22 protein-coding genes, 1 tRNA gene and 1 riboswitch are annotated in these 23,251 nt (G+C 73.5%); of the genes, 10 read left to right on the top strand and 13 right to left on the bottom strand.

The window, feature by feature from the left end:
• Positions 1–2 precede the first annotated feature (2 nt).
• From AB0950_RS08730 to AB0950_RS08685, 10 genes are all read right to left on the bottom strand, one after another.
• Positions 3–1,736 (bottom strand): LuxR C-terminal-related transcriptional regulator, encoded by a 1,734-nt coding sequence (locus AB0950_RS08730; protein ID WP_360160583.1) that lies wholly within the window; start codon positions 1,734–1,736, stop codon positions 3–5.
• 367 nt (positions 1,737–2,103) lie between these two features.
• On the bottom strand, positions 2,104–3,486 hold the full coding sequence (locus AB0950_RS08725; RefSeq protein WP_360160584.1) for an NtaA/DmoA family FMN-dependent monooxygenase: 1,383 nt from the start codon (positions 3,484–3,486) through the stop codon (positions 2,104–2,106).
• Positions 3,487–3,509: 23 nt separating this feature from the next.
• A complete protein-coding gene (locus AB0950_RS08720) occupies positions 3,510–4,724 on the bottom strand; it encodes an LLM class flavin-dependent oxidoreductase (RefSeq protein ID WP_360160585.1) in 1,215 nt (404 codons plus the stop codon).
• 117 nt (positions 4,725–4,841) lie between these two features.
• Positions 4,842–5,165 carry a putative leader peptide gene (locus AB0950_RS08715; protein WP_366778140.1) on the bottom strand — a complete coding sequence of 108 codons (324 nt, stop codon included), beginning with the start codon at positions 5,163–5,165 and terminating at the stop codon, positions 4,842–4,844.
• Complete coding sequence (locus AB0950_RS08710; protein WP_360574123.1) at positions 5,107–6,129, bottom strand: ABC transporter substrate-binding protein; 1,023 nt, start codon at positions 6,127–6,129, stop codon at positions 5,107–5,109. The genes AB0950_RS08715 and AB0950_RS08710 overlap by 59 nt, the downstream gene beginning before the upstream one ends.
• A 73-nt stretch (positions 6,130–6,202) precedes the next feature.
• On the bottom strand, positions 6,203–6,994 hold the full coding sequence (locus AB0950_RS08705) for an amino acid ABC transporter ATP-binding protein (protein ID WP_360160588.1): 792 nt from the start codon (positions 6,992–6,994) through the stop codon (positions 6,203–6,205).
• Complete coding sequence (locus AB0950_RS08700; RefSeq protein WP_360574124.1) at positions 6,991–7,971, bottom strand: amino acid ABC transporter permease; 981 nt, start codon at positions 7,969–7,971, stop codon at positions 6,991–6,993. Before AB0950_RS08700 ends, AB0950_RS08705 begins: the two co-directional genes overlap by 4 nt.
• Before the next feature lie 194 nt (positions 7,972–8,165).
• Positions 8,166–8,315, bottom strand: coding sequence for a hypothetical protein (locus tag AB0950_RS08695; protein ID WP_360160590.1), 150 nt, complete (start codon positions 8,313–8,315; stop codon positions 8,166–8,168).
• Positions 8,316–8,348: 33 nt separating this feature from the next.
• Positions 8,349–8,460, bottom strand: a riboswitch (SAM riboswitch).
• Positions 8,461–8,538: 78 nt separating this feature from the next.
• Positions 8,539–9,426, bottom strand: coding sequence for a glutathione S-transferase C-terminal domain-containing protein (locus tag AB0950_RS08690; protein WP_366778139.1), 888 nt, complete (start codon positions 9,424–9,426; stop codon positions 8,539–8,541).
• A 106-nt stretch (positions 9,427–9,532) separates the two neighbouring features.
• A complete protein-coding gene (locus tag AB0950_RS08685) occupies positions 9,533–9,655 on the bottom strand; it encodes a putative leader peptide (protein ID WP_360160592.1) in 123 nt (40 codons plus the stop codon).
• Between the two features lie 163 nt (positions 9,656–9,818).
• On the opposite strand from AB0950_RS08685, the gene AB0950_RS08680 reads away from it, so the two are divergent.
• The 7 genes from AB0950_RS08680 (at position 9,819) to AB0950_RS08650 (ending at position 17,554) form a co-directional block, all read left to right on the top strand.
• Entirely contained in the window at positions 9,819–10,979 is a 1,161-nt protein-coding gene (locus tag AB0950_RS08680) for an FAD-dependent oxidoreductase (RefSeq protein WP_366778138.1), read from the top strand.
• Positions 10,980–11,056: 77 nt separating this feature from the next.
• Positions 11,057–11,350: a (2Fe-2S)-binding protein gene (locus AB0950_RS08675; protein WP_360160594.1), complete on the top strand. Its 294-nt coding sequence runs from the start codon at positions 11,057–11,059 to the stop codon at positions 11,348–11,350.
• Positions 11,343–12,752, top strand: coding sequence for an NAD(P)/FAD-dependent oxidoreductase (locus tag AB0950_RS08670; protein WP_366778137.1), 1,410 nt, complete (start codon positions 11,343–11,345; stop codon positions 12,750–12,752). The genes AB0950_RS08675 and AB0950_RS08670 overlap by 8 nt, the downstream gene beginning before the upstream one ends.
• A gap of 566 nt (positions 12,753–13,318) precedes the next feature.
• Positions 13,319–14,215, top strand: coding sequence for a dihydrodipicolinate synthase family protein (locus tag AB0950_RS08665; protein ID WP_366778136.1), 897 nt, complete (start codon positions 13,319–13,321; stop codon positions 14,213–14,215).
• A gap of 28 nt (positions 14,216–14,243) precedes the next feature.
• Positions 14,244–15,245, top strand: a complete 1,002-nt coding sequence (locus tag AB0950_RS08660; RefSeq protein ID WP_366778135.1) for a proline racemase family protein — start codon at positions 14,244–14,246, stop codon at positions 15,243–15,245.
• Between the two features lie 24 nt (positions 15,246–15,269).
• Entirely contained in the window at positions 15,270–15,968 is a 699-nt protein-coding gene (locus AB0950_RS08655) for a GntR family transcriptional regulator (RefSeq protein WP_360574332.1), read from the top strand.
• Between the two features lie 173 nt (positions 15,969–16,141).
• Positions 16,142–17,554: an amino acid permease gene (locus AB0950_RS08650; RefSeq protein ID WP_366778134.1), complete on the top strand. Its 1,413-nt coding sequence runs from the start codon at positions 16,142–16,144 to the stop codon at positions 17,552–17,554.
• 49 nt (positions 17,555–17,603) lie between these two features.
• Here the strand turns inward: AB0950_RS08650 and AB0950_RS08645 are convergent, their stop codons facing one another.
• Positions 17,604–18,293 (bottom strand): response regulator, encoded by a 690-nt coding sequence (locus AB0950_RS08645; RefSeq protein ID WP_360160600.1) that lies wholly within the window; start codon positions 18,291–18,293, stop codon positions 17,604–17,606.
• Positions 18,293–19,957, bottom strand: coding sequence for a sensor histidine kinase (locus tag AB0950_RS08640; RefSeq protein ID WP_360160601.1), 1,665 nt, complete (start codon positions 19,955–19,957; stop codon positions 18,293–18,295). The genes AB0950_RS08645 and AB0950_RS08640 overlap by 1 nt, the downstream gene beginning before the upstream one ends.
• Before the next feature lie 237 nt (positions 19,958–20,194).
• Here AB0950_RS08640 and AB0950_RS08635 point away from each other — a divergent pair, with 237 nt between their 5' ends.
• Genes AB0950_RS08635 through AB0950_RS08625 form a run of 3 tightly spaced genes read left to right on the top strand, consistent with a single transcriptional unit; the run spans position 20,195 to position 23,065 of the window.
• On the top strand, positions 20,195–21,055 hold the full coding sequence (locus AB0950_RS08635; protein WP_360160602.1) for an ABC transporter ATP-binding protein: 861 nt from the start codon (positions 20,195–20,197) through the stop codon (positions 21,053–21,055).
• Positions 21,052–21,930, top strand: a complete 879-nt coding sequence (locus AB0950_RS08630) for an ABC transporter permease (RefSeq protein WP_360574141.1) — start codon at positions 21,052–21,054, stop codon at positions 21,928–21,930. Before AB0950_RS08635 ends, AB0950_RS08630 begins: the two co-directional genes overlap by 4 nt.
• A 46-nt stretch (positions 21,931–21,976) precedes the next feature.
• Complete coding sequence (locus tag AB0950_RS08625) at positions 21,977–23,065, top strand: ABC transporter substrate-binding protein (RefSeq protein ID WP_360160604.1); 1,089 nt, start codon at positions 21,977–21,979, stop codon at positions 23,063–23,065.
• Positions 23,066–23,136: 71 nt separating this feature from the next.
• On the opposite strand, the gene AB0950_RS08620 is transcribed toward AB0950_RS08625, so the two are convergent.
• Positions 23,137–23,210: transfer RNA gene (locus AB0950_RS08620), tRNA-Pro, on the bottom strand.
• Between the last annotated feature and the right edge of the window lie 41 nt (positions 23,211–23,251).

The raw sequence follows: 23,251 nt of genomic DNA, 5'->3' as shown, positions 1-23,251 counted from the left end.
GGTCACGCCGACGCACGCTCCGGCGAGTCCACCAGCCAGGGCAGGGCACCCCGGTCACCGGTCCCGAGCCGGCTGTAGGCGCTGTACAGATGATTGCCCACCGTCCGCACGGACAGCGTCAGCCGCTCGGCGATCTCCCGGTTGCTCAGCCCGGACGCCGCCAGCGTCACGATCTGCCGCTGCCGCGCGGTGAGTTCACCGAGGACGAGTCCCGCCAACGCCGGTGTGCGGGCGCCCTGGCAGCGCCGCGCGAGCGCGACCGCCCGGGTGCGGGAGACCCGCGCGGCCCGCGGATCCCGGTGCGCCCGCACGGCCTGCGCCCGCGCCTCGGCCGCGAACAGCAGGAACCCCCGCTCCTCCAGCTCCTCGGCGACCCGGTCAAGACCGGCTCCGTCTCCCCGCGCCAAGGCCTCCGCGTGCCGCGCGAACACGCTGCCCGCCGGCAGCCGCCCGAGGACCCGCTCGGGCGCGCCGAGGCGTACGGCGTCGTACCGGCCGTACACATCGTCACCGCTGCCGTCACCCAACTCGCCGTCGGCCAATTGGAGTTCCGCAAGGCAGGCCGCGTCCCCCGGCGCTTCCCGCAGGCCCTCCCGGGCCCACGCGGCGGCGTCCCGCAGCTCGCCGCGCAGCCGTGCGAACCGGGCGCGGACGGCGGCGTACCCGGCGGGCAGCCCCGTGCCCTCCGCGACCAGCCACTCCCCCACCGGTGCCGGCGCCGGGCGGACGTCGAGCTGCTCCATCCGCCCTACCAGCAGCCGCCGTTCGGCCTCCAGGGGCGGGCCGTACGAGGCGGGGGTGCCGGCCAGCCGCCGGGCGCGCAGCCTGCCGGTCGTGGCGCGCAGGGCCGGCCCGTGCAGGGGGTGGGCGAGGGTGACGTCGCCGGTCTCGTCGTCGACGTGAATCAGGCCGTCCGCCTCGAGAGACTCCAGGAGGTCGAGGGCCGCCGGATCGAGGTCGTCCAGCGGCAACGGCAGCGGCTCGGCGAACGCGAGGCGCTCGAGCACGTCCCGTTCCCCGGGGTGGGAGCGGTCGAGCACGGGCGCGAGCCGCTCCCGTACCGCCGCGGTGACCGGCAGCGCGCCCCGCCAGGCCCGCTCCTCGGTACCGGCGACGGGATGCAGTCGCCCGGCCGGGCCGAGCGCGGCGACCAGGGCGCGCAGCAGCCGCAGATCGCCCCGGCACATCCGGTGCAGCCGGCGCACGGTGAGCGGTTCGAGGCCGGCCGCGCCGAGCAGCCGGGCGATGTCGTCGCAGGGCAGCGGCCTGAGGGCCAGCCGGGGCAGCAGCTCGCCGGTCCACAGCCGGGACACCGCGGCGGGCGCGGGCACGCCGTCCACCGCGGCCACGACGAGCCGGGTCCGGCCGTGCACGGCGAGCTGGTGCACGAGGGCGGCGGAGGCCTCGTCCAGCAGATGGGCGTCGTCCACGACGAGGAGCCGTACGCCGGACAGCGTCCGTACCGCGTGGTGCAGTGAGACGGTGTCGGGCAGCAGGTGGGCGAAGGCCGCGAAGGGCAGGGTCTGGGCCTCGGGGGTGCCGGTGACCAGGGCGTGCTCGGTGCCCCGGACCGCCTCGGTGATCAGCCGGGTCTTGCCGTGGCCGGCCGGTCCGGTGACCACGAGGCCGGGCCGACCGGCGGCCGACGACCCGCGGACCAGTTCCAGTTCCTCCTCCCGGCCGGTGAACGGCCAGGGCAGCTGAAGCGTCTTGGCGTCCTGCTCGTAAGTCCTCACCTCATGCAGAGCGCGAGTACTCAGGTTTGATACAGGGCGACTTGAGTAGCCCCCGACTCAGGCGCCCGGCGCCGGCGGGCGGGCAGGCTGGGCGCATGACCCGACGCCTCTGCTCGCTTGCGCGGCAGACGACGGCGGCGCGCCGGACGACGCCGCCGCCCGGGTCCGGCTCGTCAGGGGCCGCCGTTTCGCCGTCCGCGTCTGTTCGCGCTCCGGGTGGGGGCCCGGAGCGACGGCGGTCGTGTGCCGGTGACGGCACAGGGACGGCAGCGGCCACGGTCCGGCGCCGGGGGAGCGGGGAAGCGGTCGCGGTCGTCACCTACGGGGGAGGTGACGACCGCGGCCGCGCCGGTGTGCGGCCGCCCGTTCAGGACGCGGCCCGCTCGGCCGGGGCGTACGCGGCGGCGTCGGGGTGGGCGAGGCCGAGGTGGTCGCGCAGGGTCGTGCCCTCGTAGTCGGTGCGGAACACGCCCCGCTCCTGGAGCAGGGGGACTACCTTGTCGGCGAAGGGGTCGAGGCCGCCGGGCGTGATGTGCGGGACGAGGATGAAGCCGTCGGCGGCGTCGGCCTGCACGAAGTCGTCGATGGTCTGTGCGACGGTGTCCGGGGAGCCGACGAAGGTCTGCCGGTTGCCGGTGTTGATGACCAGGTCGCGGATGGACCACTTGTTGGCCTCGGCGAGCTGCCGCCACTCGCGGGCGACGGCGATCGGGTCCCGGTACATCCGCACCTGGGCGCGGCCCCGGGATATGTGCTCCTCGCTCACCACGGGGTCGACGTCGGGCAGCGGGCCCTCCGGGTCGTACGCCGACAGGTCACGGTTCCACACGAACTCCAGGTGCTTGATGGCGGTGGCCCCGCTGACCTGCTGCCGGCGCACCTCGCGGGCGCGTTCGGCGGCCTCCTGGTCGGTGTCGCCGAGGACGAAGGTCGCGGCGGGCAGGATGAGCAGCTGGTCGGGGCGGCGCCCGTACTTCGCGAGCCGGGACTTGACGTCGGTGTAGAAGGCCTGGCCCTCCTTCAGGGTCGCGTGCCGGCTGAAGATGGCGTCGGCGCCGGACGCGGCGAACTCGCGGCCCTCTTCGGAGTCTCCGGCCTGGAAGATCACCGGGCGGCCCTGCGGGGAGCGCGGGACGTTGAACCGTCCGTGGATGTCGAAGTGCTGCCCCTGGTGGACGAAGGCGCCGGCCTTGGCGTCCCGCAGGAAGGCGCCGGTGGCCCGGTCGGCGAGGATCTCGTCGCCGCGCCAGGAGTCGAAGAGTTCATGGGCGGTGGCGAGGAACTCCTTGGCGCGGGAGTAGCGCTCCTCCTGCGGCAGGAAGCCGCCGCGGCGGAAGTTCTCGCCGGTGAACGCGTCCCAGGAGGTGACGACGTTCCAGGCGGAGCGGCCGCCGGAGAGGTGGTCCAGGCTCGCGAACTGGCGGGCGACTTCGTAGGGCTCGTTGAAGGTGGAGTTGATGGTGCCGGTCAGGCCGAGCCGTTCGGTGACGGCGGCGAGCGCGGCCAGCACGGTGAAGGTGTCCGGGCGGCCGACGACGTCCAGGTCGTAGATCTTGCCGCCCTGTTCGCGCAGCCTGAGCCCTTCGGCGAGGAACAGGAAGTCGAACTTGGCGCGTTCGGCGGTCTGCGCGAAGTGCACGAAGGAGCTGAACTCGATGTGGCTGCCGGCGGCCGGGTCGCTCCACACGGTGGTGTTGTTGACGCCGGGGAAGTGGGCGGCCAGGTGGATCTGCTTCAGCGGCTTGCTCATGGGGTGGGGTCGTCCTCTCCGGCTCAGGCTGCTGCGTAGCGGTTGGCGGGTCGGGCCAGGCCGAGCAGGCCGCGCAGGGTGTCCGCCTCGTAGGCGTGCCGGAAGCGGCCCCGGCGCTGGAGTTCGGGCACCAGGTCCCGGCTGACGCGGGGCAGGTCGTGCCCGGCGACGGCGGGCCGCAGCCGGAACCCGGTCAGCCCCTGCTCGGCCAGCTCCTCCAGTTCGTCGGCGAGTTGGGCGGCCGTGCCGGTGAAGACGCGGGCGTCGCTCGTGTACGGCTCCCCCCCGAGCGCGTCCAGCCGCTCCCGGCGGGCCTCGGCCTCGGCCCGGCTGTCGTCGAGGAAGACGACGAGGTCGCCGAAGATGTGCAGCGGCTCGGCGGCCCGGCCGGCGGCCTCCTGCTCGGCGCGGATCTCGGCGACGATCGCCCGGGCATGGTCCGTGTCGTGCGGGGTGACGTAGCCGATGTCGGCCTGGCGGGCGACCAGCCGGTACGGCACCGTCTGGTGGGCGAGGGCGGTCACCGGGGGCTGGCCCTGGGGCGGGCGGGGTGTGATCGAGGGGCCCTTGACGCTGAAGTGGCGGCCCTCGAAGTCGATGTAGTGCAGCTTGTCCCGGTCGATGAAGCGTCCCGTCGCCGCGTCCCGGATCTCGGCGTCGTCCTCCCAGCTGTCCCAGAGCCGGCGCACCACTTCCACGTAGTCGGCGGCCTCGTCGAACAGTTCGGTGAGCACGTCCTGTGCGGCCAGGCTGTCGTAGGCCTCGATCCGGCGGACGGTACGGCGGCCGAAGTGGGCGGCCTCGTGCGGCCGGGCGCTGATCTGCACCCGCACACCGGCGCGGCCGGTGCTCACGTAGTCCAGGGTGGCGATGGCCTTGGAGATGTGGAACGGCTCGGTGTGCGTGACCACCACGGTCGGGACCAGGCCTATGTGCCGGGTGAGCGGGGCGATGCGGGAGGCGATGAGGACCGCGTCGAGCCGGCCGCGCACCTGGTCGGTGCGCTCGTCGGGGTCGAAGGGGTGCGAGGACTGCGGGCCGAGGCCGTCCTCGATGGTGACGAAGTCGAGGAGACCGCGCTCGGCCTCGGCGACCAGGTCGGCCCAGTACCGGGCGGTGAACAGCTCACCGGGGCGGGCGACCGGCTCGCGCCAGGACGCGGGGTGCCAGCCGGTGCCGTCCAGGGCGACGGCGAGGTGCAGCGGGGCGGAGGGTGTTGACGAGGAGGTTGAGGACACGTCGGTGCCTTCCTTGACGTCCGGAGGAGAACACCGGCTCGCGGGGCAGGCGTCGGCACGGGCGAGCGCGGCAGGGGTAACCCGGGTCTTCGGGGCTGGGCGGGCCGGGAGAAGAGGTCAGCGGCGACAGAGCGCGGCGGACACGCGCTGGAGGTCTATGTGCGGCCGGGTGATCAGGCGGACGGAGCGGTACGGGCGCGGGGCGCGCGGCGGGAGTGCGCGGGGCACGGCCGTCACCTCCGTCCGTCGGGCTCGGCGGGCCGGGTGGGCAGCCGCCTCGCGGATCTCGTCATGATGCACAACGCGCGGCCGCCTCGGGTTGTTCCCGCGCCCCGGGACCGGCCCGCTCCCGGCTCGGGTCCGGTCCCCGGGCGGCCCGCCGTCAGGAGTTGTCCAGCGGCAGTCCGGGCGGGTTGACCTGGGACGTGGCGACGGCCTCATTGGAGAGGTGGTAGGCCTTGAGCCACGTGGCGTACTGGCCGTGCTTGATCAGGTAGTTGACGGCGTCGGCGACCGGCTTGGCGAGGCCGCTGTCCTTCTTCGCGGTCGCCGCGATCAGGCCCTGCAGGTGCTCCCCCGCGCCGGAGAACTCGCCCGCGTTGCGCGTCGCGTTCGGCGTGTTCGCGACCTGCGTGATGTGGTACGCGATGCCGGGGTTCGGGCCGAAATAGGCGTCGATCCTGCCGCTGGCGAGGGCGAGATAGGTGCCGTTGCGGTCCGGGTAGTACTTGACGGTGAGCTTCTTGCCCTCCTTGGCGAGCTTGGCCTTCCACTCCAGCAGGATCCGCTCCTGGTTGGTGCCGGAGCCGACGGAGACGGTCTTGCCGGCGAGGTTCTCGTAGGTGCCGTCGAAGTTCCAGGTGCTCTTCTTCGGCACCTCGAAGGCGAGGTTGTCCTGCCGGTAGGAGGCGAACTCGTACTTCCGCTTGCGCTCTTCGGTGTCGGTGACGTTGGAGAAGGCGACGTCGACCTTTCCGCTGTCGATGCCGACGAAGAGGTTCTCCCAGGTGAAGTTCCTCAGCTCGGGCTTGAGACCGAGGACGGCGGCGACCAGGCGGCCGAGGTCGGGTTCGGAGCCGGTGAGGGTCTTCTGGTCCGAGCCGACGTACGCCAGCGGCGGGAACCCGGACGGCAGGGCGCCCTCGCCGATGACGAGCCGGCCGCTCTTGCGGATCGAGGCGGGCAGTTCGGCGCTGATGGACTTCACTTCCGGCACCTTGAGGGTGACCGGCCGGGCGGCGCCGTTGGAGACCTGTCCGATGACCACCTCACCGGACGCGACGCTGTCGGTGGTGGCCGCGTCGCTGTCGCCACCGCAGGCGGCGAGGGTGGTGGCGAGGGCGGCGACGGCGGTCGCCGCGGTGAGGCCGCGTATCAGGCTGCGTCGGGGAAGGTGGCTGGGCATGGCTGTTTCCTTGTCGTTCCGTGGAGTTCGGTGCGTTCGGTGGTGTTCGGGGGTGCCGGGGCCAGGCGGAGGGTCACAGGACCTTGGCGAGGAAGGCCCGGGTCCGCTCGTGCCGGGGCCGGTCCAGGACCTGCTGCGGCGGGCCCTGTTCGACGATCCGGCCGCCGTCGAGGAACACGATCCGGTCGGCGACCTCGCGGGCGAAGCCGATCTCGTGGGTGACGATGACCAGGGTGGTGCCGCTGGTGGCGAGGTCCTTGATGACGGAGAGCACCTCGCCGACCAGTTCGGGGTCGAGCGCGGAGGTGGGCTCGTCGAACAGGATGATGCCGGGGCGCAGGGCGAGCGCCCGGGCGATGGCGACGCGTTGCTGCTGGCCGCCGGAGAGCTGACGCGGGTAGGCGCCGCCGCGGTCGCCGAGGCCGACCCGGGTGAGCAGTTCGCGGGCCAGCTCCCGGGCCTGGGGCCTGGTGAGCCGGCCGGTGGCGACGGGCGCGGCGGCCACGTTGTCGAGGACGGTCAGATGCGGGAAGAGGTTGAAGTTCTGGAAGACGAAGCCGATCCGGCTGCGCTGGGCCAGGATGGCGCGCTCGCTCAGCTCCTTCAGCCGTCCGCCGCCCGCCCGCTTGACGCCGATCAGCTCGCCGCCGACGCTGACCTGGCCGATCTCGGGCTTCTCCAGGTGGTTGACGACCCTGAGCAGCGTGGACTTGCCGGAGCCGGAGGGGCCGATGACGGCCACCACCTCGCCGGGGCGGACGGTCAGGTCGATGCCGTCCAGCACGCGGTGGGCGCCGTACCACTTGTGGACGTCGTGGACCTCCAGCGCGGCCGGGGTCGTCTGAAGGGTGTCGGCGGTGGTCATACGGCGGCCTCCCTGCGCAGCCGGGCCCGGAACCCGTCGAGGCCCGCGCGCGCCTTCTGCAGCGGGGTCGGCGGCAGGCTGCGGGTGGCGCCCCGCGCGAAGTACCGCTCGACGTAGAACTGGACGACGGACACGGCGCTGGTGAGGATCAGGTACCAGACGGTGGCGACCAGCAGCAGCGGCACGATGTCGCCGGGGTAGGTGCTGCCCATGGTCTGCACGGAGCCGAAGAGGTCGAGCAGCGAGACGTAGAACACCAGCGAGGTGCTCTTGATCAGGCCGATGAGCTGGTTGACGTAGTTCGGCGTGATGGACCTCAGGGCCTGCGGGAAGACGATCCTGCGGAACTGGTAGCCCTTCGGCAGGCCGAGCGCGGCCGCCGCCTCGTGCTGGCCCTGGTCGACGGAGAGGATGCCGCCGCGGACGACCTCGGCCGCGTACGCCGCTTCGTTGAGGCTGAGCCCGACCACGGCGACCGTCATGTCGGTGGCGAGCCTGGACTCGTCGAAGGTGACGAAGGCGGGGCCGAAGGGGATGCCGAGGCTCAGGGTCTTGTACAGGGCGGAGAAGTTGTAGAGGAAGATGAGGACGACGATGAGCGGCACCGAGCGGAAGAGCCAGGTGTAGGTCCAGCTCACGGCGCGCAGCACGGGGCTGCCGGACTGCCGGCCGAGGGCCAGCAGGATGCCGCCGAGGAGCCCGAACACGGCGCTGAGCGCGGTGGCTTCGAGGGTGACCAGCAGGCCGTCGAGGACGGTGGGGCGCAGGAACCAGTAGCGGAAGCGGTCCCACTGGTAGAACGGGTTGGTGGCCAGCCCGTGCAGGATCTGCGCGACGAGCACGAGCACGACGGCGGTGACGATCCACCGTCCCGGACGCCGCAACGGCTGGACGCGCTGTGCTGTCAGTGGCTTTGACGATGTGTCGGCGGACGGCGCCTCGGCGAGGGAGACGACGGCGCCTGGGGGTTCGCTCATGGCGGGCTCCGGCTTGAGTCGGCGTGAGTCGGGCGCCCGGATCGCGGCGCGCGGGTGCAGGCCGCCGCGGCACTACGGCACGGGGCGGCGCACGGCGGCGCGGGGGAACCGGGGGCCCGCGGACGACGGCACACCGCACGGGCGGCGGTGTGCGTCAGGAACGCGAGGAGGGCGGGCGGGGCTGGAAGAAGGCGTCAGCCCCGGCAGCGGGCACGGCCCGGCACGGTACACAGTGCGCTGTTGACGCGGAGCAGGTCGACGGCGCGGTCGGCGACGAGGAGCCCGGCGTACGGCCGTACGCGGCCCTGGGGGCGGCTCGCGGCCGTCCTGAGAGCTGCGTCCATGGCGTCACCTGTCACTGTTCCGGCCCCGCGGGGCCCTCGCGCTTACCGAGAACGTCGTTCCGGTCCGGTCGTCACCTGGGGCACCCCACCGCGATGCGAGGGTTGCCGGTCAGCGAGCCAGGGCTTGGCGCTGACGCTCATGACCGTTCTGAGCCGTAAGTAAGGCAGTTGGCCGTTCGAATGTCAACGGCCGTCCGCTCAGTGGACACCGGCGGTGCCGCCGTCACCTGCGGAAAGCGTCCTCGGCGTCGGCGGCGTGGCCCGCCCAGTCCAGGATCTGGACGGCGGCTCCGGCGGCCTCCAGCCCCTGGCAGCGGCCGTGGTGGCGGCGGCAGATGCCGTCGAGGTCGAGGTGGCGGCCGAACGCCGGGTGGGCGGCCAGGCGGCGCGCGTAGGCCCACAGGGCGCGGTGTCCGGCGATGCGGTGCACGGCGGAGGCGTCGAGGTGGCAGCGGTGGACGGTGTCCAGCTGCACCAGTGCGGCCCACAGTTCGACGTCGGCGGCGGTGAGCCGGCCGTCGACCAGGTACTCCTCGCCGGCCAGCCGCCGCTCCAGCCGGCCCAGGGTGTCGAGGAGCACGCCGAGGGCGGCGTCCCGCTCGGCCGGGGCGGCGCCGGCCCGGCCGGCTCGCTGCGCGGCCCCTTCGATGCCCTCGGCGCACATCCGCTCGACGGCCTCGATCACGGACTCCTGGCCGCACGGGTACAGGGCGGCTGCGCCCTCGCGCGGGAACCGGTCGAGGTCCCGCAGGATGTCACCGGCGTGGGTGCTGACGATCCGCCCGGACCAGTCGTCGCTGAGCACGGGCGCGAGGGCGGGGCCGGTGTAGTGGTGGGCGCTCGCCTCGTACAGCGGGCGCAGCGCCGAGTGGCCGCCGCCGGGACAGTCGGGCACGGCGGGCAGCAGCGTCACCGGACAACTGCCGTCCAGGCCGAGGAGGCTGTGCGCGACGGCGAGGCGCAGCCCGTCGGGGCAGGCGGTGGACAGATGGAGCCGGTAGCGGTGCGGCACGGCGTAGTGGCCACTGCGCGGGTCCTGGCCGATCCGGCCCCGGAAGACGGGGGCGGCGCGGTGGACGGACGGGACGGCGGCGAGCGGAGCGATGGACATGCGTCTCCCCGGGTGATGGGCGTACGGACGTGCGCGTCGAGGGCCGGCGCCGGCCGGTGCGCGCGAGGGACCGGCTCGGGCCTGCCGGTGGGCGCGAGGGGCCGGCTCAGCGGCCGCGGCTGATGGCGCTGCAGACGCGCAGCAGGTCGATGTGCCGGCGGGAGGTGAGCAGGGGTGCGCACAGCGGCGTACGGCCCGTGTGGCCGGTGCCGGTGTCGAGGCGCGTCATGATTCCCTACCTGTTCACTAGGGTTCCCGTCCTGGAGTGTCGATCCGGCGTCCGGCGCCGTCAAGGGGGCGTCCACGCCTGGGACACCCGGCCGAGGCGATACGGCCCCTCCACGCCCGCCGAAAGCCTCCTCAGGAGCGGGACCATGTGACATAGTACTGGCGTGGCGAAGGGACTGACCTGCGATGTCGTGGTGGTCGGCGCCGGCATGGTCGGCGCGGCCTGCGCCCTGTACGCCGCGCGGGCGGGCCTCGACGTGCGGGTGGTGGACCGGGGTCCGGTGGCCGGCGGCACCACCGGCGCGGGCGAGGGCAACCTGCTCGTCTCCGACAAGGAACCGGGCCCGGAACTCGATCTCGCCCTGCTGTCGGCCCGGTTGTGGGCGGGGCTGGGCGACGAGCTGGGTACGGCGGTCGAGTACGAGCCCAAAGGCGGCCTGGTGGTCGCCGCCGGTCCCGAGGCGCTCGCGGCGCTGCACGCGTTCGCCGACGGCCAGCGGGCGGCCGGAGTCACGGCCGGCCCGGTCGCCGCGGACCAACTCACCGGGCTGGAGCCGCACTTGGCCCCTGACATGGCCGGCGGGGTGCACTATCCGCAGGACGCCCAGGTCATGCCCGCCCTGGCCGCCGCCCACCTGCTGCGCGCCTCCGGCGCCCGCCTGCACACGGGGTGGACGGTGACCGGGATGCTGCGCACGGCCGACGGCGCGGTGACCGGCGTCCGCACCGACCGCGGCGACCTGCACGCACCCGCGGTGGTGAACGCCGCCGGCACCTGGGGCGGCGACCTCGCGGCGCTCGCGGGCGTCCGGCTGCCGGTGCTCCCCCGGCGCGGCTTCGTCCTGGTCACCGAGCCGCTGCCGCGGACGGTCCGGCACAAGGTGTACGCCGCGGACTACGTGGCGGACGTCGCCAGCGACTCGGCGGGCTTGCGCACCTCGCCGGTGGTGGAGGGCACGGCCGCCGGCCCGGTGCTGATCGGCGCGAGCCGGGAACGGGTCGGCTTCGACCGCTCGCTGTCGCTGCCGGCCGTACGGGCGCTCGCGGCCGGGGCGATCGGGCTGTTCCCGTTCCTGCAGCGGGTGCGCGCGCTGCGGGCGTACGCCGGGTTCCGGCCGTATCTGCCGGACCACCTCCCGGCGATCGGCCCCGACCCGCGCGCGCCGGGGCTGTTCCACGCCTGCGGGCACGAGGGCGCCGGCATCGGACTGGCCGCCGGCACCGGGCAGTTGATCGCGCAGGCCCTCACCGGGAGGTCACCGGAGCTGGATCTCACGCCGTTCCGGCCGGAGCGGTTCGACACCGACGGAGGGGACACGCCGTGAATCCCGAGGAGCCGTCCCGGTCCCGTCGGGCGCGACAGGCCGCTCGTGCCCGGCGGCGGCAACGCGCGGCCGGCCCTTTGGAGTTGGCCGAGGCCCGGCCGGGCGCGGCCTTCACCGTCACCTTCGACGGCCGTGCCCTGGCCGCCCTGCCCGGCCAGACGGTGGCGGCGGCGCTGTGGGCGGCGGGCGTGACGTCCTGGCGCAGCACCCGCGGCGGCGGCCGGCCGCGCGGGGTGTTCTGCGGTATCGGGGTGTGCTTCGACTGCCTGGTGACGGTCAACGGCCGGGCGAACCAACGGGCTTGCCTGGTGCCCGTGCGGCCGGGCGATGTGATCCGCACGCAGGAGGGGACGGGACGGGACGATGACTGAGCGCGCGCATCTCGCCGTCGTCGGGGCGGGCCCGGCGGGGCTCGCGGCAGCGCTGGCGGCGGCCGCCCGGGGCGTGCGGGTCACCCTCGTCGACGCGGACGGGCAGGCGGGCGGCCAGTTCTACCGGCAGCCCGCCCGAGCCTTCGGCGCCCGCCGCCCCCAGGCCCTGCACCACCAGTGGCGCACCTGGGAACGGCTGCGGGACGGCCTGGAGGCGCACCTCGCCGCCGGACGGATCATCCACCTGACGGGTCATCACGTCTGGTGTGCCGAACGGAAGCCGGGCTCCTCCGCGCGAGAGCCGGGCTCTTTTGCGGTGCACGCCCTGCGCGGCCCCGCGCAGGAGGAGGGAGCCACCGTCCGCGCCGACGCCCTGCTGCTCGCCACCGGCGGCTACGAACGCGTGCTGCCCTTCCCCGGCTGGACGCTGCCCGGCGTGGTCACCGCGGGCGGGGCGCAGGCCATGCTCAAGGGCGGCCTGGTGCTGCCCGGCCGCACGGTCGTGGTGGCCGGCACCGGACCGCTGCTGCTGCCGGTGGCCACGGGGCTCGCCGCGGCGGGCGCCCGGGTGGCGGCGCTGGTCGAGTCCGCCGGCCCCGGCGCCGTGGCGCGCCGTACTCCGGCCCTCGCCGCGGAGCCCGTCAAGCTCGCCGAAGCCGCCTGGTACGCGGGGCAGTTGCTGCGGTACCGGGTGCGCACGCTGGCCCGGCACACCGTGCTGGAGGCGCACGGCGCCGGCCGGCTGGAGGCGGTGGCCGTCGCCGCGCTGGGCCGGGACGGACGGGTCCGGCCCGGCAGCGCGCGCCGCATCCCCTGCGACGCCCTCGCCGTCGGCCACGGCATGCTGCCGCACACCGACCTCGCCGAGACCCTCGGCTGCACCCTGGCCGGTACGGCCGTACGCGTCGACGACGAGCAGCGCACCGACGTGCCCGGCGTCTGGGCCGCCGGGGAGACCACCGGCATCGGCGGCGCGGGCCTCGCCCTCGCCGAGGGGCACATCGCGGGCCGCTCGATCGCCGCCCGCCTGCACGGCACCGCCCCCGACCCGCGCTCCTGGGCGGCGGCGGCACGGGCGAGGGACCGCGGGCGGGCGTTCTTCGCGGCCCTGGAGAGGGTGTACGCCCCTCCCCCGGGCTGGGCGGACCGGATCACGGACGACACGGTGGTGTGCCGCTGCGAGGAGGTCACCGCCGGCCAGGTCCGCACGGCCTCCGGCACCCTCGGCGCGGGTGATCTGCGCACGGTGAAGCTGCTCACGCGGGCCGGGATGGGCTGGTGCCAGGGCCGGATGTGCACCCCCGCGGTGGCCGGCCTGACCGGCTGCCCACCAAACCCCGGACGCCGACCGTTCGCCCGCCCGGTACCCCTCGGCATCCTCGCCGACCTCCCGGACGACTGACCACCCGACCGCCATTCACCCGCGACCCCACCAACCGCACGCGACCGACACCGGCCGTCCGCCCCGCCCGCGCCCGGCATCCCCGCCCACTGACCAGCCCACCGCCATCCACCCGGAACCCGACCCCCCGCACGCGACCGACACCGACCATCCGCCCCACCCGCGCCCAGCATCCCCGCCCACTGACCAGCCCACCGCCATCCACCCACACCCGACCCACCGCACGCGGCCAACACCGACCATCCGCCCGGCACCCCGCCGACCTCCCGGACGACTGACCACCCGACCGCCATTCACCCGCGACCCCACCGACCGCACGCGACCGACACCGGCCGTCCGCCCGGCCCGTACCGCGCGGCACCCCGCAGACCTCGCTGACGACTGACGCAGCCCGGCGCCTCCGCCCGCGACCCCACCGACCGCACTCCGCACCCCTGCCGACCGGGCTCGACGACCCCACCAACCCCGCTCGGCCACCGCCCCGACCGCACTCCCCCGACCCGAAGCCTGTCCGCAGATCGCCCCACTCAGTACCATGTCACACACCACCCGATTGGGGACCGCAGATGACCCACCCGCAGCGCCGCCCCTGGCGGGGCGTTCTCGTCGCCACCGCCCTCCCCCTGCGCGAGGACCTCTCCATCGACTACGACCGCTACGCCGAGCACTGCGCCTGGCTGGTCGCGGAAGGCTGTGACGGCGTCGTACCGAACGGCTCGCTCGGCGAGTACCAGGTGCTGACGCCCGCCGAGCGCGCCCGGGTGGTGGAGACGGCCGTCGCGGCGATCGGCGGGGAGCGCGTGATGCCGGGCGTCGCCGCGTACGGCGCGGCCGAGGCGCGGCGCTGGGCCGAGCAGGCGGGCGAGGCCGGCTGCGCGTCGGTGATGCTGCTGCCGCCCAACGCCTACCGCGCCGACGAGCGTTCCGTCCTCGCCCACTACGCGGAGGTCGCCCGCGCGGGCCTGCCCGTGGTGGCGTACAACAACCCGGTCGACACCAAGGTCGACCTGGTGCCCGAACTCCTCGCCCGGCTGCACGGCGAGGGGCACATCCACGGCGTCAAGGAGTTCTCCGGTGACGTCCGGCGCGCCTACCGGATCGCCGAACTCGCCCCCGAACTGGACCTGTTGGCCGGCGCGGACGACGTCCTGCTGGAGCTGGCGGTGGCCGGTGCCAAGGGCTGGGTGGCCGGTTACCCGAACGCCCTGCCCGGGGCCTCGGTGCGACTGTACCGCGCCGCGCTGGCCCGGGACCTCACCACCGCGCTCCCCCTGTACCGCCGGCTCCACCCGCTGCTGCGCTGGGACTCCCGGGTGGAGTTCGTGCAGGCGATCAAGCTGTCCATGGACGTCGTCGGCCGGTACGGCGGCCCGGTGCGCCCGCCGCGCGTGCCGCTGCTGCCCGAGCAGGAGGCGCGGGTCCGGGCCGCCACCGAGAAGGCCGTCGCCGCGGGCCTCGCATAGGCCCGCGCCCGTACGAGGGAGCCGGAACATGCGCAGCAAGCTCGTCCTGCACGCCGTCGACTCGCACACCGAGGGCATGCCGACCCGGGTGATCACCGGCGGGATCGGCACCGTGCCGGGTGCGACGATGAACGAGCGGCGGTTGTACTTCCGTGAACACCGCGACCCCATCAAGCGGCTGCTGATGAACGAGCCGCGCGGCCACTCCGCGATGAGCGGCGCGATCCTGCAGCCGCCGACCCGCCCGGACTGCGACTGGGGCGTCATCTACATCGAGGTCTCCGGTTATCTGCCGATGTGCGGGCACGGCACCATCGGGGTGGCGACCGTGCTGGTGGAGACCGGCATGGTGGAGGTGGTGGAGCCGGTGACCACCATCCGGCTCGACACCCCGGCGGGGCTCGTGGTGGCCGAGGTGGCGGTGGAGAACGGCGCCGCGCGCGATGTCACCCTGCGGAACGTGCCGTCGTTCGCCGTCGCCCTGGACCGTACGATCACCCTGCCCGGCGGCCGCACGGTCACCTACGACCTCGCCTACGGCGGCAACTTCTACGCGATCCTGCCGCTGGACGCGTTCGGGCTGCCCTTCGACCGGGCCCGCAAGGACGACATCCTGGCGGCCGGTCTGTCGCTGATGGCGGCGATCAACTCCGAGGCGGAACCGGTGCATCCCGAGGACCCGTCCATCCGCGGCTGCCACCACGTCCACCTCTACGCGCCCGGCGCCACCGCCCGCCGCTCGCGGCATGCGATGGTCATCCACCCGGGCTGGTTCGACCGCTCCCCGTGCGGCACGGGCACGAGCGCGCGCATGGCCCAGCTGCACACGCGCGGCGAACTGCCGTTGCACACCGAGTTCGTGAACGAGTCGTTCATCGGCACCCGCTTCACCGGACGGCTCCTCGGCACGACGCGGGTCGCGGGGCTCCCGGCGGTCCTGCCCAGCTTCACGGGCCGCGCGTGGATCACCGGCACCGCGCAGTACCTGCTCGACCCCACCGACCCCTTCCCGGAAGGTTTCGTCCTCTAGACCGTGCTCTAGACTCACCGGGTGATGCGTGACATGGCACCGGACACGGAAGGCACTCGGGTGCCCGCCCTCCCCCGGCTGGGCGGCCGGCGCAGCAGCTACCGCGAGCGGGTCGCCGACGCGCTGCGCGCCGCACTGATCGCCGGCGAGCTGCGGCCGGGCGAGGTCTACTCCGCGCCCTCGCTCGCCGCCCGTTTCGGCGTCTCGGCGACGCCGGTGCGGGAGGCGATGCTGGACCTGGCCAAGGAGGGCCTGGTCGACACCGTGCCGAACAAGGGCTTCCGGGTCACCGCCGTCTCCGACAAGCAGCTGGACGAGTACACGCACATCCGCGCCCTGATCGAGATCCCGACGGTGGTCGCCCTGGCCCGCACCGCCGACCGGGTCTCGCTGGAGGCGCTGCGCCCGGCGGCCCGCGAGATCGTCACCGCCGCGGTGGCGGGCGACCTGATCGCCTACGTCGAGGCCGACACCCGCTTCCACCTCGGCCTGCTCGCCCTCGCGGGCAACGCCCACCTGGTCGAGGTGGTCGCCGACCTGCGCAAACGCTCCCGTCTCTACGGCCTGACGGCCCTGGTGGAGGCCGGCCGGCTGCTCGCCTCGGCCGAGGAGCACCTGGAACTGCTCGACGCCCTGCTGGAGCGGGACGAGAGGGCCGTCCACGCGATCATGACCCGGCATCTGGGCCATGTGCGCAGCCTGTGGGCCGACGGCGAGGACTAGAACCGGCACGCTGAACATCTCGCGGCGCAAAGGCCGCACCAGCGCACTTTTTCCGTGATCGGCCGTCCCGGACGGCACAAGAGACGGCGATTTTGCGGTGGGCGGGGGTGTCCCGGACCATGACAGCGTCCCGGCGATCCTGGGACGTCTGTTCGATGAGAGGCGCACCACCCATGCACGTCACCGGAACCGCCCCGCAGCCGGCTCCGGCCACCTCCGAGACCCGTAGGGCCGTCGTCGAGGTCCCGCACCACACCGACCCCGGCAAGCATGCCCGCCGCTTCGGCCTGCCGGTCGCCACCGCGCTGGTCATGGGCAACATCATCGGCGGCGGCATCTTCCTGCTCCCCGCCTCCATCGCCCCGTACGGCACGGTCAGCCTGGTCGCCTTCGGGGTGCTGACCGTGGGCGCCATCGCGCTCGCCCTGGTCTTCGGCCGGCTCGCCGCGCGCGACCCCCGTACCGGCGGCCCCTATGTCTACGCCCGCGAGGCCTTCGGCGACTTCGCCGGGTTCCTCGCCGCCTGGGCGTACTGGATCACCACCTGGGTGTCGAACGCGGCGCTCGCCGTCGCCGCCGTCGGCTACCTGGACGTGCTGATCCCGGTCGGCCACCACAAGTGGTCCGCGTGCCTGGCCGCCCTGGCCCTGCAGTGGCTGCCGGCCCTCGCCAACTTCGCCGGCACCCGGTACGTGGGCGCGGTCCAGCTGGTGTCGACGGTGCTGAAGTTCCTGCCGCTGCTGCTCGTCGCGGTCGGCGGGCTGTTCTTCTTCGACCCGTCCCGGCTCGGGCCGTTCAATGCCGGCGGGCACAGCGCAGTCGGCGCGATCTCCGCCTCCGCCGCCCTGCTGCTCTTCTCCTACCTCGGGGTGGAGTCGGCCGCCGTGAGCGCGGGCGAGGTCAGGGACGCCCGCCGCAACGTGGGGCGGGCCACCGTGATCGGCACCGCGGGCGCCGCGCTGGTCTATCTGCTGGGCACGCTGGCCGTCTTCGGCACGGTCGCGCACAACCGGCTGGTGGCCTCCACGGCCCCCTTCTCCGACGCGGTGAACACCATGTTCGGCGGCGGCTGGGGCGGTACGGCGGTGGCGCTGGCGGCGCTCGTGTCCATGACCGGCTGCCTCAACGGCTGGACCCTGCTGAGCGCCCAGACCCCGTACGCGGCGGCCAAGGACGGCCTGTTCCCGGCGGCCTTCGCGCGCCGCCGCCGGGGCGTGCCGACGGTCGGCGTCGCCGTCACGGTCGTCCTGTCCTCCGTGCTCACCGCCTACAACTACCTGTCGGGCTCGGCGAAGGTGTTCGACGTCCTGGTCCTCGTGACCACGTTCACCGCGACCGTGCCGTACCTGCTGGCGACGGCGGCGCAGCTCTTCCACCTGGTCTCCGGCAGGTCGGTGGACCGCGGGCGGCTGGTGCGCGACTCGGTGGTCACCGTGATCGCGGCTGTGTTCTCGGTCTGGCTGATGGCGGGCGCCGGCTATGCGGCGGTGTACCAGGGGGTGCTGTTCCTGTTCGTCGGCATCCTGGTCTACGCGGTGATGGCGGCACGCCGGCAGCGCAGGCTCGTGGAGACGGACACGCCGTGAGCCGCCGGCCGTGCGTCCGCCCCGCCGGGGGCGGGGCCCCGGCGCCGGGTCACGAGACGATCCGGTACAGGTGCTCCGGGCGCCCGGTCGCGCCGTAGCGCAGTTCCAGGCGGACCATGCCCTCCTTGACGAGGTAGGACAGGTAGCGCTGGGCCGTGGCGCGGGAGACTCCGGTGAGTTCGGCCGCCTCGGCCGCCGACACCGGTCCCGGCGCGGCGCGCAGCGCCTGGTGGACCAGCGTCAGGGTGGGCGCCGAGTGCCCCTTGGCCGGCACCCGCGGAACGGCGGGCGGCCGGGCGGCGCTGAACAGCGCGTCCACGTCGGCCTGCTGGGTCTCGGCGGCCGGGCCGAGCACCTCCACACGGTGCTGGAGCTCGCGGTAGGCGGTGAGCCGCTCGCACAGGTCGGGCGAGCCGAACGGCTTGACCAGGTAGCCCACGGCGCCGAGCTTCATGGCGCCGCGCACCGACTCGATGTCCCGGTCCGCCGTGATCATCAGGACGTCGGGGCGGGCTCCGCCCTCGTCCCCCGACAGCCGGCGGAGCACGTCGAGCCCGTTGCCGTCCGGCAGGAAGACGTCGAGCAGCAGCAGGTCGGGGCGCAGGGTCCGGACCGCCTCCAGCGCCTCGGCGACGGTCGCCGCCTCGCCGACCACGTGGAAGCCCGCGACACGGCTCACGTACTCGCTGTGGATGTGGCTCACCCGGAAGTCGTCGTCCACGACCAGCGTCCGGATCATCAGCGCTCGCCTCCCACCGGCAACGCCGTGGTGAACAGTGCCTCCCGCGGTGCGGTGGCCGCCTCCGCCTGGGGCAGTACGACGGTGAAGACCGCGCCGGGTCCCTCGCTGACCGTGACGGCGCCGCCGTGGCGCTGCACCAGCCGGTGGACCAGGGCCAGTCCCAGACCGCGCCGGGCGGTGCCCCGGTCCGGCCGGGTGGACCAGCCGTCCTCGAAGATCGACTCCACCGCGTCCGGCGGGACGCCCGGACCGGTGTCCGCGACCCGCACCCGCACCTCGCCCGAGGTCTCGCTCAGCGTGAGCCGCACCTCGCGGCCGCCAGCCGGGCGCGGCCCCTCGCCGGCCGCGTCGACCGCGTTGTCCAGCAGGTTGCCGACGATGGTCAGCAACCGGTGCAGGTGCGGCGGGTCCTGGCCGAGGGCCGAGTCGCCGGTCAGCTCGATCCGGACCCCGCGTTCGGCGGCGACCGTGGTCTTGGCCACGATCAGTCCGACCATCAGGGAGTTCCCGATCCGCTTGCGCACGGACTCGGACAGGGCCTGCCCGGCGCCGGCCGCGCCGACGGCGAACTCGTAGGCGTCGTCGTACTCCCCGATGTCGAGCAGGCCGGCCAGGGTGTGCATGCGGTTGGTGAACTCGTGCTGCTGGGCGCGCAGCGCGTCGGTCAGGCCCCGCACGGAGTCCAGTTCGCGCAGCAGCCCGACCAGCTCGGTGCGGTCCCGCACGGTGACGACGGCGCCGAGTTCCCGGCCGTGCAGGGTCACCGGCATCCGGTTGACGACGAGGCAGTGCTCGTCGGTCAGGACGCTGACGTCGGCGCCGGCAAGGGTGCCGTCCAGGGCGCGGCGCAGCCGGCCGTCGGGCAGCACCTCCTCGACGGTGCGGCCGAGCGCGGTGCCGAGGCCGAGCAGGCGGCGGGCCTCGTCGTTCACCACGGTGATCCGGCCGTCGGGGTCGAAGGCGACCACGCCCTCTCGGATGCCGTGCAGCATCGCCTCGCGGTCCTGCAGCAGTCCGGCGATCTCCTCCAGCTCCAGCCCGAACGTGGTCCGCTTCAGCCGCCTGGCCAGCAGGTACGCGGCCGCGGCGCCCAGTGCGGTGGCGATCGCGGCGTACAGCCCGAAGGTGGGCAGCTCGCGCCACAGCTCGCTGAGCACATGCCGTTCCGGGATGCCCACCGATACCTCGCCGACCAGCTTGTGCGTCGGCCCGTACAGCGGGGCCTTGCCGTTGGCGGAGCGTCCGGTCGCGCCCTGGTCGGTGCCGACGTGCGGCCGGCCGTCCAGCGCCACCAGCGGCTCGGCCACGGGCGAGCCGACCAGCTGGGGCATGGGGTGCGAGTGGCGGACGCCGTGCAGGTCGATCACCACCACGTACGACGCGCCGGACGCCCGGCGGATCCGCTCGGCGGCCCGCTGCACCGTGTCGCCTTCGTCGCCGTATTCCATGGCCCGCCGGATCTGCGGGTCGGCGGCGGCGGTCTGGGCGATGGCCACGGCCCGCTCCTCGTAGGTGCGGTCGAGCGCGGAGCGCTGCGCGAAGGCGAACAGGACGAATCCGATGGCGCCCGTGAGCGCCAGGATGGCGAGCTGGCTGGCGAGGATCCGCGCGGAGAGTCTCCTCCTCCCGCCGCGCCCGATCCACTGACGGATGGGTGTCACAGGTGCCTCTTCGTCTCTGTCGCGCGTGGTGCCGGGCCGGCCCTGCACCGGACCCGTGGTGGCGTGATTGTGCCTGATGGCCGAAACCGTGCCCACCCCCGTTCCACTGAGCAGAATGAGCAGAACCCCGGCTAACGCGGGTTTCGCGAGATACCTGGGAAACAGCGACGTAACACCGGGTGACCTCTAGCGTCTGCCTTCCTCGACCCCACGAGGTGTGGAAGGAGACGGCCTCACATGGCTTCGCGCAACGACGTCGCGAAGAGCCCGATCGCCGGTGCAGCAGAGCGCGGGGACGCGCGCATCGAGATCTCCGGGCTCACCAAGCGATTCCTGACCCCTGCCGGTGAGGTGTTCACGGCGCTCCAAGGCGTCTCGTTCACCGTCGAGCCGGGCCAGTTCTGCGCCGTGGTCGGTCCCACCGGCTGCGGCAAGTCGACCACGCTGAGCATGGTCTCCGGGCTCGACCGGCCCAGCGAGGGCTCGGTGAAGGTCGGCGGCCGTGCGGTGGACGGCATCACCGACGGCGTCAGCTTCATGTTCCAGGCGGACGCGCTGCTGCCGTGGAAGACGGTCCTCGGCAATGTGCTGATGGGCCCGGTCTTCCGCGGCGTGCCCAAGCAGCAGGCGCAGGCCTCGGCGCGGGACTGGCTGCGCCGGGTGGGCCTGGCGGGGTTCGAGGACCGCTATCCGCACCAGCTGTCCGGCGGCATGCGCAAGCGCGTGGCGATGGCCGCGGCGCTGATCAACGAACCCAAGATCCTGATCATGGACGAGCCGTTCGGCGCCCTGGACGTGCAGACCAAGGCGATCATGTCGACCGAGTTGCTGGACCTGTGGGAGCAGATCCGTCCCTCGGTCATCTTCATCACCCACGACCTGGACGAGGCCGTGGCCCTCGCCGACCGGGTGGTGGTCATGACGTCCAGCCCCGGATCGGTCAAGGCCGTCTTCGACATCGACCTGCCGCGGCCGCGCGGCTCGGTGCAGGAGATCCGCTACCAGCCCCGCTTCATCGAACTCCAGCACCAGATCTGGGACACGCTGCGCGAAGAGGTGGAGCGCGCCTACGCACGCACCGCAGGAGGAAAGGCATGAGCACGACGTCCACCGCTTCCGCCGTCCCGGTAGCCGACGGCGGCCAGGCCTCGGCCGCGGCCGCCGCCAGACGGGCCGCACGACGACGGGTCGCCCTGGTGTGGGCGGGCCGCATCGGCCTCGCCGCCTTCGTCGTCGGCGGCTGGCAGGCGTTCACCGCCTGGGGCGTCGTCGACCCGTTCTTCTTCGGGCAGCCGTCCGGGATCGCCCGGCGGCTGGTCGACCTCTTCCAGAACGGCACCGAGTTCGGGTCCTTCTACGCCAACATCTGGACCACCATCCAGGAGGCCCTGGCCGGCTTCGCCCTCGGCGCGGTCACCGGGGTCGTGTTCGGTGTCGCGCTCGGGCAGAGCCGCTATCTGTCCGACGTCCTCGGCCCCTACATCAAGATGGTGAACGCGATCCCGCGCATCGTGCTCGGTTCGATCTTCATCGTCGCCTTCGGCATCGGCGTCACTCCGAAGATCCTGCTCGCCGCCGTGCTGGTGTTCTTCATCGTCTTCTTCAACGCCTTCCAGGGCGTGCGCGAGGTCGACCGCAACATCCTGGCCAACGCACGGGTGCTCGGCGCCTCGCAGCTGCAGATCATCCGGCACGTCATCGTGCCGTCCGCGCTGACCTGGATCATCGCCAGCCTGCACAGCGCGTTCGGCTTCGCCATCGTCGGCGCGCTCGTCGGCGAGGTGCTCGGCGCGCAGAGCGGCCTCGGCCTCGTCATCAAGACCGCGCAGAACAACTTCGACCCCAACGGGGTGTTCGCCACGATGCTCGTCATCGCGGTGATCGTGCTCGGCGCCGAGTGGCTGATCGGCAAGCTCGAGCACCGGCTGCTCTCCTGGCGCCCGCCGGCCCCCACCGAGGCCAACTCCCTCTGATCCCCCTCCCCCTTCACCTGAGTCCCACGAGATGAATCGAGCCGCCATGTCCAAGAGAACCCTCACCGCGTCCCTCGTGACCGTGCTCGCCCTCGGCGCGGCCACCGCCTGCTCCGGCAGCGGCTCCGCCGCCTCCGCTTCGGGCGGCTCCGGCGGCACGCCGACCGTCCGGCTGATGGTCGGCGGCATCGACAAGCAGATCTACCTGCCGTACCAGCTCGCCCAGAATCTCGGCTTCTACAAGAAGTACGGCGTCAACGTCGTCCTGAGCACCGAGCAGGACGGCGGCACCGGCGCCGAGGACGCGATGGCGTCGGGGCAGGTGGACATGGCGGGCGCCTGGTACAACCACACGATCGACTTCCAGGTGAAGGGCAAGGCGGTGGAGGACGTCGTCCAGCTGTCCGGCGCGCCGGGCGAGCGGGAGATGTGCGGCGCCAAGAGCGGGGTGCACTCGGCCGCGGACTTCAAGGGCAAGACGCTGGGCGTCACCGATCTCGGCTCGGGCACCGACACCCTCACCCAGTTCCTGGCCGCCAAGAAGGGCGTCAAGACCAGCGACTTCCACCGGATCGGCGTCGGCGCGGGCTCCACCGCCATCGCCGCGCTGCAGAACGGCAAGGTGGCCTGCGTGATGACGACGCAGCCGACGGTCGCCGCGATCGAGAAGAAGGGCGTCGGCTACTCGGCGGTCGACGTCGCCACCACCTCCGGCGCCAAGGCGGCGACCGGCGGCGCCTGGCCGGCCGCGGGTGTCATCGCCCGTACCGACTGGGTGAACGCGCACAAGGACGCGGTGCAGAGGGTGGTCGACGCGCTGGTGGCCACCATGCACTGGATCGACAAGCACAGCGCGGCCGACATCGCCGGCAAGCTGCCGCAGTCGTTCGTGCAGAACCAGCTGGTGACAAAGGCCGACTACATCTCGGCGCTGACCCAGGACAAGGGGCAGTTCCTCCCGGACGGCATCATGCCGGCCGGCGGCCCGAAGAACGTCCTGGCCACGGAGGAGCTGGTGGGCCACGCGACCTCGAAGGTCGACCTGGGCACCACGTTCACCAACGACTTCGCCCTCAAGGCCAACAAGAAGGAGGGCTTCACCACGACCACGACCCCGGCGGGCGCGGCCGGCTGAGCACCCTCACACGCGGACGGGCGGCCGCACCGGATGCCTCCGGAGCGGCCGCCCGTCCGCTTCTTCGTACGTCGGGACGACAGGATTTGAACCTGCGACCCCTTGACCCCCAGTCAAGTGCGCTACCAAGCTGCGCCACGTCCCGTCGCGCTCCCACGCGGGGCGTCCCGCGTGATCACGCAGGTC

It is taken from the genome of Streptomyces sp. NPDC007189, assembly GCF_040703635.1.
Taxonomy (GTDB): Bacteria; Actinomycetota; Actinomycetes; order Streptomycetales; family Streptomycetaceae; genus Streptomyces.
Note: the sequence above shows the minus strand (reverse complement) of the source record. Positions and strands in the feature narration are given on the sequence as shown.